At 75.6% G+C, this 12,404-nt stretch carries 7 protein-coding genes; 5 read left to right on the top strand and 2 right to left on the bottom strand.

Annotated features, from left to right (window positions below; translation table 11 throughout):
* Positions 1-4: 4 nt before the first annotated feature.
* Positions 5-1,063, bottom strand: coding sequence for a DegT/DnrJ/EryC1/StrS family aminotransferase (locus tag EKH77_RS02190; RefSeq protein WP_126912746.1), 1,059 nt, complete (start codon positions 1,061-1,063; stop codon positions 5-7).
* Between the two features lie 15 nt (positions 1,064-1,078).
* Entirely contained in the window at positions 1,079-2,455 is a 1,377-nt protein-coding gene (locus tag EKH77_RS02185) for a glycosyltransferase (protein ID WP_126912745.1), read from the bottom strand.
* A gap of 330 nt (positions 2,456-2,785) precedes the next feature.
* Here EKH77_RS02185 and EKH77_RS34245 point away from each other — a divergent pair, with 330 nt between their 5' ends.
* From EKH77_RS34245 to EKH77_RS02165, 5 genes are all read left to right on the top strand, one after another.
* Positions 2,786-5,743, top strand: coding sequence for a LuxR family transcriptional regulator (locus EKH77_RS34245; RefSeq protein WP_276319213.1), 2,958 nt, complete (start codon positions 2,786-2,788; stop codon positions 5,741-5,743).
* Entirely contained in the window at positions 5,730-6,965 is a 1,236-nt protein-coding gene (locus EKH77_RS33555; protein WP_240667180.1) for an AAA family ATPase, read from the top strand. The genes EKH77_RS34245 and EKH77_RS33555 overlap by 14 nt, the downstream gene beginning before the upstream one ends.
* A gap of 803 nt (positions 6,966-7,768) precedes the next feature.
* Positions 7,769-8,443: a helix-turn-helix transcriptional regulator gene (locus EKH77_RS33550; protein ID WP_240667683.1), complete on the top strand. Its 675-nt coding sequence runs from the start codon at positions 7,769-7,771 to the stop codon at positions 8,441-8,443.
* A 4-nt stretch (positions 8,444-8,447) separates the two neighbouring features.
* Positions 8,448-11,261 carry a helix-turn-helix transcriptional regulator gene (locus tag EKH77_RS02170; protein ID WP_126912742.1) on the top strand — a complete coding sequence of 938 codons (2,814 nt, stop codon included), beginning with the start codon at positions 8,448-8,450 and terminating at the stop codon, positions 11,259-11,261.
* Positions 11,262-11,689: 428 nt separating this feature from the next.
* Positions 11,690-12,271 (top strand): LuxR C-terminal-related transcriptional regulator, encoded by a 582-nt coding sequence (locus tag EKH77_RS02165; protein WP_397613564.1) that lies wholly within the window; start codon positions 11,690-11,692, stop codon positions 12,269-12,271.
* The last annotated feature ends 133 nt before the right edge of the window (positions 12,272-12,404 follow it).

Here is a 12,404-nt window from a genome sequence, read left to right as displayed (position 1 = left end):
CCGGTCATCGGGCGGTGTGGAACTCGCGGACCCGGGCGGTGATGAAGTCCTGGTCGGCGGCGGTCAGCCCGGTGTGGGTGGGCAGGTAAAGGCCGTCCTCCGCGAACCGGTTGGCCTTCAGCGAGGGCCAGTCGGGGTGGAGGTAGCCGGGCTGGCGGCTCATGGGCTTGAAGAAGAGCCGGGTCTCGATGCCGGCTTTGGCGAGGAAGGCGCGCAGCTCCTCGCGGCGTTCGGCGCGGAGGTCGTACATCCACAGCACGTCGCGCGACGGCATCAGGGTGATGCCGGGGATGCCGGCGAGGCCCTCGTCGTAGCGCTTCTCTATCTCCCGGCGGGTCGCGAGGATCTCGTCCAGCCGCTCGACCTGGGCGAGGGCGACGGCGGCCTGCATCCCGGTCATCCGGAAGTTGTAGGCGAGCTTCTTGTGGAGGAAGCTGTGGTCCCGGGTGAAGGCCATGGCGCGCAGGTGGGCCAGCTGGCCGGCGAGCCGGGGGTCGTCGGTGAGGCAGATGCCGCCCTCGCCCGCCGTGATGATCTTGTTGGCGAAGAGGGAGTAGCAGGCGATGTCGCCCACCGGGCGGATGCCGTGGGCCTCGGCGGAGTCCTCGACGACCCGCAGGTTGTACTGGAACGCGATGTCCATGATCGCGTCCATGTCGCAGCGCCGGCCGTAGATGTGCACCGGCATGATCGCCCTGGTCCGGGGGGTGATCTTCTCCTCGATGCGGGTGACGTCGATGTTGAGGTCGTCCCCGCAGTCGACGAAGACGGGGGTGGCGCCGGTGTAGGTGACCGCCCACGCCGAGGCGATCATGGTGAACTCGGGGACGATCACCTCGTCGCCGGGTCCGACGCCCAGGGCCCGCAGGGCCAGGGTGAGCGCGGCCGTCCCGGAGGAGCAGGCCACGCCGTGGGCGACCGCGTTCCAGTCCGCGAAGGCCTGCTCGAACCGCTGGATGACGGGGCTCTGCGAGGATATCCAGCCGTCGCCGATGGTCGCGGTGACGTACTCGAGCTCCTTGCCGTCGAGGGCGGGACGGGACACGGGGTACTTGAACGACATGGGTTCCTCTCCTGATCAGACCAGCGCGGGGAGACCGAGGACCAGCCCGGCGGCCGTCTCGCGACCGCCCGCCGCGCGCTGCAGGGCGCCCAGCCGCTCCGCCTTCTCACGGAACGAGGGGTCGCCGAGCACCCGGGTGAGCTTGTCGACGACGTCGTCGACCGCGACGGTCTGGGGCCGGTCGAGGGTCAGGCTGATGCCGAAGTCCTGGCCGCGTACGGCCTGGTCGAAGCAGTCCACCCACAGGGGGCGCACCACCAGGGGCTTGCCGAAGTAGATGCCCTCGTGGAAGCCGTTGCCGCCGCCGTGGGTGAAGAACACCTTGACGTTGGGGTGGGCGAGGACGTCGAGCTGGGAGGGGACCCAGCCCTCGATACGGAGGTTGGCCGGCAGCGACTCCGCCGGCGGCAGGAGGTGCTGCTGCTCCTTGGGCAGCTTCCACAGCACCTGGTGCTCGCCCTCCAGCCGGCGGGCCACCTCCACCAGCGCGTGGACCTGCTCCTTCGTCAGCCGGGTGATCGTGCCGAAGCCCATGTAGACGACCGACGACTGCGCGTCGAGCCAGGTACGGACGTCCTCGTCGGCCGGGGCCTCCGGCAGGGGCGGCATCATCGCACCCACCAGCCGCATCTTCTCCGGTATCGGGAAGGGGTAGTCCAGCTCGGCGATGGAGTTGCACAGGACCAGCTCGGCCTTGTCGATCCTGGTCATCGGGTTGGGCGGCGGGATGCGCAGCTCCTTGCGGATCCGCGCGTCCTCCTGGAGCACCTTGCCCATGGCCGGGTTGAAGAACATCGCCAGCGTCCGGTACTTGAACAGCTCGTTGCTCAGGCGCTGCGCCGGGGTCATCTTCCGCGGCAGCCCGGAGTGGGGGACCGGGAAGTCCCCGGGGGTGTGGCCCTTGGCGAAGGGGTTGAGCGAGGTGAGGACGTTGCTCGGCAGGAACGGGACGCTCAGCACGAACGGGATGTCCCGGGCGATGGCCAGGTCCACGGCGAAGCCCGCCATGCAGTCGACGACCATCAGCGCCGGCTGGACCTTCTCGACCACGGCCTCCAGCTTGCGGAACTTCCCCGCCTGCAGGGCCGGCTTGTAGGACTGCTTGATGACGGCCCGGTGCGCCCGGAAGCGGGAGGACTGGGTCACCTCCCGGTAGACCTCGTCGTCCCAGGTCACGGCCGACAGCTCCGGTATCACCTCGCCGAGCGAGGCGAACTCCACCGGCGACCGCTCGGCGATCCTCGCCACGTCCTCGCGGCGCGGCTCGTCGGTGGCGAACCACAGGTCCTCCACGCCCTGCCGGGAGAGTTCGCCCGCCAGTACGAGCAGCGGATTGAGCAGTCCGCTCTCCGGAAGGCTGACGAACAGGATCGGCCGTCGCGCGGAGTCCATGGCATCCCTTTCAGTGGTGGCCGTCGGGGCGGGGCACGGGACGCCCCCGGGCGGGCCGTTCGGCCTCCCCGCACTGTGATCTCACGCCACGCGCCGGGAAATCCTTAGACTCCCCCCGGACGCGACGCGCCGGGCACGGCCTCTTACCACGACAAGACAACAAGAGGTTCTAATGTCCAGGAGTTCGAGCAAGTGGAACCCCTAGTCATACAAAACGCTCTAGAGTGACAAGAGACCTGACGAGGTGGCCCAAGATCCACCTTGCCGGGACTTGAGCGGAATGTGATGTCTGAGCGCCGAATCCCCCCGCGGGGCGTGAGGAGAACGACCGTGCTGCACCGCCCGCCCGCCGGCGGCTTAACGGAGCCGCCGCCCGGCCGTGGCGGGGAACTGGCGGCGCTCGCCGCCCGCGCCGCCTCGGCCCGGGCCGGCCACGCCCAGGCGGTCCTGATCGGCGGCCCCTCCGGCATCGGCAAGACCCGGCTGCTGCGCGCCTTACTCGACGACCAGGCCACCCACGGCACCCGGACGCTCTACGCCGCCTGTGGCCGAGAACCCGCCGCCCACCGGGTCCCCAGCGCCTACGACGGTCTGCCCGACGGCATATCCGGGGGCGCCGCCGCCCCCTACGGCGCGGTGCGCGCCCTGTTCGGCCCCCTGGGCCTCACCGGCACGGGCCCCTCCCCCCTCCTCCGGGGCGGCGCCCACCACGCCCTGCCCGCCCTGGCCCCCGGCGCGGACACCACCGCCCCGCCCCCGCACCAGGTCCTCCACGGCCTCTACCGCCTCGCCGGCAACCTGATGACGGACCGCCCGCTCACCCTCGTCCTCGACGACGCCCACCACGCCGACGAACACTCCCTGCGCTGGCTCGACTTCCTGCTGCGCCGCGCCGAGCACCACCTGCCGCTGCTGGTCGTCCTCGCCCACCGCCCCGAAGCGGAACCCGTCGCCGGAGCCGCCCTGGCCGCCGCCTGCGCACCCCACCGGACCACGCTCCTGTCCCTCGGCCCGCTGGCCGAAGCGGAAGCCGCCGAGCTCGCCCGCCGGATCCTCGGCGCCCCCGTCGGCCCCGCCTTCGCCGCACACCTCACGGAGGCCTCCGGCGGCAACCCCCGCACCCTCACCCACGCCCTGCGCACCCTGCGCGCCGAAGGCACCGCGCCCGACGAGCACGGCGCGCGCCGCGCCACCGAACTCTGCGCCGCCCTGACCGCCACGACCACCCGCCGGTGGCTCGGCCACCAGCCCGGCTGGGTCCGCGACGTCGCCACGGCCGTCGCCGTCCTCGGCGAGGACGAACCCCGGCGCGTCGCGGCCCTCGCCGGCGTGACCACCGCCCTCGCCGAGGACGCCCTGACCGCGCTGCGCCGCGCCGGCCTCGTCACCCCCGGCCGCGCCGCCCTCGCGGACGCCGCCACCCGCGCCGCCGTCCTCGCCCCGCTCACCGAGCCGGAGCTGACCGCGCTGCGCACCCGGGCCGTCCTCCTGCTCAGCGACGCGGGCCGCCCCGCCGAGGACATCGCCGAACACGTGCTGCGGCTGCCCGGCCCCGTACCGCCCTGGATGGCCGCCACCCTGCGGGACGCCGCCGCGCGCGCCGCCGCCCGGGGCGCCCACAAGACGGCGGCCCGCTACCTCCACGCCGTGCTCCGCGCGGAACCGGACGACCTGTCCGCCCGCACCGAACTGGCCCGGGCACTCGCCGAGATCAACCCCGAGGAGGCCTTACCGCTGATCGAGGAGACGCTCGCGCTGCGCACCGACCCGCGCACGAAGGCGGCCGTCGCCGCCCAGTACGGGCTGACCTGCCTGGCCCTGCGCCGCGTCCCCACCGCCGTCCGGGTCCTCGACGAGGCCGTGGCCGCCTTCACCGCCGAGACCGGGCCCGGCGCCGGGCCCGCCGACCGCGAGCTGACCGTGCTCCTGGAGTCCGTCCTGCTGCTCGCCGGGACCGTCCGGCGGGAGACGATCGCCGCCGTCCGCGACCGCGCCGCGCGAATGACCCTGCCCCACGGCGACACCCCCGCCCAGCGGCAGAAGGCCGCCATGATGAGCACCCTGACCGCCCTCGACGGCCGCTCGGCGGCGCGCACGGTCCTCCAGGCCCGCCGGGCCCTGCGCTCCCCGGCCGCCGAGCCCGGCGGCTGGGCCGCCTTCGCCGCGGCCTTCCCGCTCGCCCTCGCCGACGAGGTCGACGACGCGCTCGGCGCGTTGGAACGCGTCCTGACCCAGGGTCAGGAGTACGGCGAGGCCCGCGTGTACACCCTCGCCCTGGCCGCCCGCTCGCTCGTCCTCCACGGCATCGGCGCGATCCCCGACGCCCTCGCCGACGCCCGCACCGCCGTCGGGCTGACCGCGGAGGAGGACCAGTGCGCCGAGCTGACGATGCCTCATATCGTGCTGGCCACCTCGCTGGTCGACCACGCCGAGCCCCGACGGGCCGAGGAGGCCCTCGCCCGTATCGAGCCCGGGGACCTGGACGGCCATGTGCTGGAGCAGCCCGCCTACTTGATGGCCCGGGCCCGCGCCCGGCGGGCGCTCGGCGACCACGAGGACGCCCTCGTCCTCCTCTTCGCCTGCGGGGACGCCCTGGCGGCGGCGGGCGTCGCCAACGCCGTCCTCCACCCCTGGTGGGTGCACGCCGTCCGCCAGCTGACCGCCCTCGGCCGGACCGGTGAGGCCCGCGAGATCGCCGAGCGCTGGAGGGGCCCCGCCCGGTCCTGGGGCACCCCGCGCGCCCTCGGACTCGCCGCCCACGCCCTGGCGGTTACCACCCCCGGGCCCGAGGGCGTCGTCCTCCACACCGAGGCGGTGGAGTGGCTGGCCGGCTCCCCGGCCCGCGCCGAACACGCCCGCGCCGAGTACCACCTGGGCCGGGCCCTGCTCGCGGCCGGCGACCAGCCCGCCGCCCGCGAGCACCTGCGCACCGCCGTCGGCCTGGCCCGGCAGTGCGGCGCCCTCGCCCTCGCCGAGGCCGCCCGCGGCGGCCTCGTGACCGCCGGCGGACGCATGCGCAAGGCCACCGGATGCCGCACCGACCTCCTCACCCGCACCGAGCGCAAGGTCGCCGCCCTCGCCCGCGCCGGGGCGAGCAACCGCGAGATAGCCGAAGCGCTGTTCGTCACCGTACGGACCGTGGAGATGCACCTCACCGGCGTCTACCGCAAGCTCGGCGTCGGCGACCGCGCCGCCCTCGCCTCGGCACTGCCCCCCGAGGCCCCGCCGGAACCCCCCGCCGGAATGCCCACGGTGGCGTACGGGAGGCCCGCCCGTGCCGCTCGTTGACCCCCTCCTGGCCCACTGCGGCCGGGCCCGGGGACGGCTGACCTCGGCACTGACCCGCCTGGAACAGGGCGGCTCCGCCGCCGTCGTCGTGACCGGCCCCCCGGGCCACGGCCAGCACGCCCTGCTGCGCTGGGCCGCGACCGCCGCCGAGGCGCGCGGCCTCCAAGCCCTGACCGCCCGCGCCACGGAGCCCGCCGCGACGATCCCGCACGCCCTCACGTCAGCGCTCCTGGCGAGCCGCGTTGCCGCGCCTGCGCCGGCCCCCGGCGACGGCCCGGACGCCCTGCTGGCGGCCCTCCACGCCCGTCCCACCCTGCTCGCCGTCGAGGACGCGTTCCGGGCCGACCCGGAGTCCGCGCGGCTGCTGGCCGCGCTCGTCGGCCGGCAACAGGGGGCGGCCCCCCTGTTGCTGCTGATGAGCACCCACGGCACCCCGCCCCGGCTCCCCGAAGTCCTCGCCCGGATGGGCAGCGGCGCCGGCGTCACCGAGCTCGTCCTCCCGGCGGTGGACGAGCACGGCGCCGCCACCATGGCGGCCGCCATCTGCGGCACCGACCCGTCCGTCGACGAGCGGTTCGCCCGGGCCGCCGCCGAGGCCGCCGGGGGCAACCCCGCGATACTCGACGACGCGCTGCGCCGCCTGGCCCAGCGCGGACACCCGCCCGTCGCCGCGCACATCCCCCGGATACGGGAGCTGGCCGCCGCGGCCACCACCGACCACGTCGCGCGCGTCCTGCGCACCCTGCGCCCCGCCGAACGCACCGCTCTGCGCGCCCTCGCCGCCGCCCGCGGCGTCCTGGACCTCCCCGCCCTCCGCCACCTCGCCGGCACCCGGCCCGAGGACGAACCCGCCCTCTGGAGCGCCCTGGAGGCGACCGGGCTCGTCACCCCCGGCCGGCCGCTGCCCGGCCTCGAACCGGCCACCAGGACCCGCGTCCTCGCCGACATGCCCCCGGCGACCGGGCCGCCCTGTGCGGGCGCGCCGCCGAACTCGCCCACCGCGCCGGAACGACCGGCGAGGACCTCGCCGCGCTCCTCCTCGACACCCCGCCGACCGGCCACGACCGGTTCGTGCCCGCCCTGCGCCACGCCCACGCGGCGGCCCTCCGCCGGGAGGACCACGCCCACGCCGCCGCCTGCCTCCGCCGCGCCCTCGCCGAACCCCAGGACCCCGTGGAACGCGCCCGGCTGGAACTGGAACTGGCCGCCACCGAGGCCCTGACCGCCCCCGAGGCCGCCGACCGCAGGCTCGGCGCGATCGCCCGCACCCCGGGCCCCGCCCTCGCCGCCGCGCGCGTGCGCGCCGTCGACCACGGCCTCCTGCGCGGCTACACCCACGGACTGGGCCACGCGCTGGCCGACGCCCTCGCCCGCGCCGAGGACACCGAGCGCGACGACCTCGTCGCCCTGTACTGGGCCGCCCATCACGGCTGGCGCGAGGAGACGGACCCCGGCACCCCCCGCGTCCCCGGCCTGCCCCGCGTCCCCCGCACCCCCGCCCAGGCCGGCGTCCGGGCTTGGCAACTGGCCCGCGACGGCGAGGACCTGGCCGGCACGCTCCGGCTGGCCCGCGCGGCCCTCGTCCCCCCGGCCGGCCGGGACACGCCCCTGCTGCCCCGCCTCGCCGCCTGCCGCGCCCTCTACCTCGCCGACGACTACGAGACCGCCGACGCCGGCATCGCCGCCCTCCTCGCCGACGTCCGCCGCGACCGGCTGCGGGCCGGCGTCGCCCGGGTGCTCACCGTCCGCGCCGAGCTGAGCCTGCGCCGGGGCCTGCTCTCCGACGCCGAGCGGTACGTGGCCGAAGCCGAGCGCTCCCTGCCGCCGGGCGGCTGGCACCCCGCCACCGCCCCCTACCTGACGGCCGTCCGCACCGCCGTCGCCCTGGAGAACGGCGACCGGGAAAAGGCCCGCGCCCACGCCTGCGCACCGGCCCCCGCCGGCACCGAGGGCAGCGCCCCCTGGGCGTACCAGCTCTTCGCCCGGGCCCTGGTCGCCGTCGCCGACGACGACCTGCCCGAGGCCATGGGCCTCTTCCGTGAGACCGGCCGGATCCTGCTGCGCCGCCAGTACGTCAACCCCGCCCTGTTGCCCTGGCGTTCCCTCGCGGCCCGCACCGCCCTCGCGCTCGGCGAGCACGCCGAGGCCCGGCGCCTGAGCGGAGAGGAGCTGGCACTCGCCCGCCGCTGGGGAGCCGCCGGCACCATCGGCTGGGCCGAGCTGAACGCCGCCCTGCCCACCGGCGAGGAACGGCCCGCCAAGGTGGGCCGCGCCGTGGACGTCCTGCGCGACACCCCCGCCGGCCTCGCCCACGCCTGGGCGCTCGCCGACCTCGCCGCCCTCGAACTCCGCACGGCCCACGAGCGGCCCGCCACCCCTTGGGCGAGCGACCTCTCCGCGCTCATCACCGCCCACCCGAGCAGCAGACTGGCGGACACCGTGCGCCGGCTCGCCGGGGACCGCGGGCCCGCGCCGTCCCCGACCGACGTCCGCCGGCTCCGGGAGTGGGCCACCCTCTCCCAGGCCGAGACGCACACCGCGACGCTCGCCGGCCACGGCCACGCCAACCGGGTCATCGCCGAGATGCTCTCGGTCTCCCGGCGCACCGTGGAGCTGCGGCTGAGCAGCGTCTACAAGAAGCTCGGCGTCAGTGGGCGCGGCGAACTGCGCGCCCTCGTCCGGGGAATGGAGAGTAACTGAACACATGCTGCTCGAACGAGGCACCGAGTTCACCGCGGCCGGGGACGCCCTGCGCGCCGCCGCCGGAGGAAAGGCGTCATGCCTGCTGCTGACCGGCCCGGTGGGGACGGGCCGGTCCGCGCTGCTGCGCGCGCTGCCCGGCCCGGCCGACGGGGAGGGCGTACGCGTCCTGCGCGCCCACGCCGCCCCCATGGAAGCGGACTTCGCCTTCGGAGTGGCACACCAGCTGTTCGACAGCCTCCGGTCCCGGGCGCCCCGCGAGGAGAGCGAACGATGGCAGGACGACCCCCGGCTCACGGCGATCGACCGCGCCGGGGGGACCACCGGTGACGCCGCCGAGGAGTGGGCGGTCCTCGAAGGGCTGCGCTCGCTGCTCGCCGATATCGGTGCGGAGGCCCCGCTGCTGATCCTCGTGGACGACCTCCAGTGGGCCGACACCCCGTCGCTGCGCTGGCTCGCCCACCTGGTCGCCCGCCCGCACGGCCTCCGCGCGGCCGTCGTGGGCACCCTCCGCGACGGCGACCCGGGTGGCCGCCGCCCCGCCGTCCTCGACCTGCTGGACGCGGGCCCGCGCGTCCTGCGCCCCGCCGCCCTGACGCCCGACGCCACCCGGACGCTGGTCCTCGAGCGCTTCGGTACCCCGGGCGACGAGGAGTTCACGGCCGCCTGCCACGACGCCACCGGCGGCAACCCCCTCCTCCTGACCTCCCTCCTGGACCGGATGGCCGCCGACGGCGACGAGCCGACGGCCGCCCACGCCGGCCGGGCGTACACGCTGCGGCCCCCGCTGCTGACGGAACGGCTCGCCGACTGCCTGCGCGCGCAGTCCCGCCCCGTACGGCACCTGGCCGAGGCCCTCGCCGCCCTCGGCGGGCACGCCGGGCCCGACCTCGCCGCCGAACTGGCCGGCCTGGACCCCTGGGAGGCCGACGGGGCGCTGGCCGACCTCCACCGGCTCGGCCTGCTCACCGGACCCGGCGAGCCGCGCTTCGTTCACCGCGCGGTCCAGGACGCGGTGGCGGCCTCCACCACCCCGGACGAGCGCCGCGAACGGCACGAGGTCGCCGTGGACCTCCTCCACCGGCACGGCGCCCCCGCCGCCCTGATAGCCGAGCGGCTCGTGGAGTCCGCCACCGCCCCCCGGCCCTGGGCCGCCGCGATCCTCCGCGAGGCCGCCGAGACCGCGCTGCGCGCCGGCGACCCCGAGACGGCCGCCCGCGCCCTGCGCAGAGCGCTCCAGGACACCCCCGAACCCGGTCCCGACCGCGCCCGGTTGCTGGCCGACCTCGCCGCGGCCGTCCGCGACACCGACGCCGCCGCCTGCGAACGCCACGTCACCCAGGCCGTCTCCCTGCTCTCCGACCCCACCGAACGGGCCCTGGCCGCCCTGCGGATACCGCCCGCCTTCCTCGGCGCGCTGCCCGCCCCCGCCATCGCCCTGCTCCGCCGGACGGCCGGGGAGCTGGGCCCCGCCGCGCTGCTGAAGGGCACGGCCCGGGAGGCGGCCCTGCGTCTGGAGGCGCGGCTGCGCCACGCGGGCCGCGAGGACCCCGCCGAGCTGGGCGCGTCGGTCCTGCGGCTGCGGAGCATGGGGGAGGAGCCCGCGCTGCGCTCGGCGGGCGAGCGGGAGCTCGCGGCCGTCCTGCTCTACGCGGCGGCGGTCTCCGGTGCCCTGACGGCGGCGGAGGCGGCCCGGCTGGGCCACCGGATCCTGGAGCACGAGCCGGCCGCCCCCGACCGCACCCACTCGGCGCTGCCCCTGGTGGTGCTCGCGCTGTGCGGGGCCGACTCGGTGGACGCCGTCTCCTCCTGGCTGACCGCCGGGCACCGGCTCAGAGCCCCTTCCCCCGCTCGCGGGGACGGCCTCGTGGCGTGCGCCGTCGACCACGCGGAGCGGGCGCTGACGCTGCTGGCCCAGGGACGGCTGACGCAGGCGCGCGAGCACGCCGAACGCGTCGTCGTCGACCGGCCGGGGGAGCCGGAGGGCGAGGGGAGCGCGGCCTTCGCCGTGGTGCTCGCCGCCGTCGCGCTGGAGGTGCGCGACCCGGCGTTCAGCGAGCGCGTACTGGCCCTGGGCGGCCGGTGCCGGGCGCCGGGGCTGGTCACCACGTCCATGCTCGGACTCCTGGAAGCGTCCCTGGAGGCGGGCCGCGGCGACTGGGCGGGCGCCCTGGAGACCGTCCTGTCCTGCGGCCGGCAACTGGCGGCGTCGGGCTGGCACAGCTCGGCGCTGTTCCCCTGGCGCCCCTGGGCCGTCAGCCTCCACCACCGGCTCGGCGACTCCGGCGCGGCGCGCGCCCTCGCCGACGAGGAGCACGCGCGGGCCGAGCGGTGGGGCGCGCCCGCCGTACTCGGCCGCGCCCTGCGGCTGAAGGGCCGGCTGTACGGGGGCGGCCGGGGCGAGGCCCTGCTGACCGAGGCGGTCACCGTGCTCAGGGGTTCGGCCAACCGGCTGGAACTCGCCCGCGCCCTCCAGGAGTTGGGCCGACGGCTCGGGGGCGGCCCCCGGGCGGAGGCCGCGCTGCGGGAGGCCGGGGAGCTCGCCGTGGCCTGTGGCGTGCCCCGGCTGGTGAAACGGGCCGGACGCGAGGAGCTCGGCGCCCCGGGGGTGCCCGCGGCGGTGCTCACCCCGGCCGAACGCCGGGTGGTCGCGCTCGTCGGCCGCGGCCTCACCAACCAGAACATCGCCCGGGAACTCGGGGTAAGCCCCCGGGCCGTCGAGAAACACCTTACGAATTCTTATCGAAAATTGGGGATCCGGGGCCGCGCCGAGTTGGCGGCCGGGCAATGTGGACCGGCATTGGGGATGACCGGCTGAATCCTTTGTCCGCGCTTGTTGCGCGCGGCTTCCAATAAACCGTCGGTACGGCGCGCCCGGATGTCCGGGCGCGCCGTACGCGCAGGTGAACGCGGGCACCGAAGACCGAAGGGCGGACCGTACCTCTCCGGCGACCGACCGCAGGTTTAGGCCCGGCGACAGGACGGTCGTTGACCGCCGACCGGCGGCTATCTAGTCTTTCAAGCAGTTCGCCCAGTTCGGCTGCCGGGCCTCGGGACGAGGGTCTGGATTCCGCGTTACAGCGCGATTGCATAGCGATTCCGCATGTGTGAAGTGCCATGAAAGGGTTCCATCTCTTGTTGAATTCTGTTCTCGCTTCGGTCGATTCGGCTCGGGTCATCTCCCAGGACGGCCCGGAGGGCCAGGCGGGGTACCCGGACGCCCGTACACAGCCCGACCAGTCGGGGCTGTGCCTGGCGAGCCTCGACACGTCCCTGACCATCCAGCAGGCGAACCAGGAGTTCTTCCGGCAGTTCGACGGCTCCTCGGAGGAGCTGTGCGGCAGAAGCTTCCGCGACGTGGTCCACCCCAGCGTCCGGCAGCCGCTGATGCGGCAGTTCTCCCACCTGATCGAGGGCAAGCACCAGCGCTTCGTCACCCCCGTCATCGCCGTGGGCGCGGACGACTCCCCCTTCACCGTGCCCCTGACGGCGGTCTCCGTGCGCGGCGGCCTCCCCGACACCACCGCGATCCTGGTGATGATGCCCGCGACCCGGGGCGCCGAGGGCGCCCGGGTGGTGGCGGGCCGCAAGAAGATCCTGTCCGAGATGGACGCGCGCATCCTGGAGGGCATAGCCGCCGGGGTGTCCACCATCCCGCTGGCGTCCCGCCTCTACCTCAGCCGGCAGGGCGTCGAGTACCACGTGACGTGTCTGTTGCGGAAGCTGAAGGTGCCCAACCGCGCCGCGCTGGTCTCGCGCGCCTACTCCATGGGCGTGCTCAAGGTCGGCACCTGGCCGCCCAAGGTGGTGGAGGACTTCGTCAAGTGACCTGCGGCGCGGCGGCAAGAGTGCCTGACGGGACAGGAGCGGTGCCGTTCCGGACACTTGCCGTCCGCTTCCGTCAAGGAAGCGCATGGTTCACCCGGAAGCTGCTGCGCGTTCACTCTCCGTTTTCCTAGGG

It is taken from the genome of Streptomyces luteoverticillatus (genome assembly GCF_003970715.1).
GTDB lineage: Bacteria > Actinomycetota > Actinomycetes > Streptomycetales > Streptomycetaceae > Streptomyces > Streptomyces abikoensis.
Note: the sequence above shows the minus strand (reverse complement) of the source record. Positions and strands in the feature narration are given on the sequence as shown.

Coding starts and splice junctions, on each gene's coding strand:
- EKH77_RS02190 (WP_126912746.1), bottom strand. CDS start 1,063: ATGTCGTTCAAGTACCCCGTGTCCCGTCCCGCCCTCGACGGCAAGGAG.
- EKH77_RS02185 (WP_126912745.1), bottom strand. CDS start 2,455: ATGGACTCCGCGCGACGGCCGATCCTGTTCGTCAGCCTTCCGGAGAGC.
- EKH77_RS33550 (WP_240667683.1), top strand. CDS start 7,769: ATGGGCCTCTTCCGTGAGACCGGCCGGATCCTGCTGCGCCGCCAGTAC.
- EKH77_RS02170 (WP_126912742.1), top strand. CDS start 8,448: ATGCTGCTCGAACGAGGCACCGAGTTCACCGCGGCCGGGGACGCCCTG.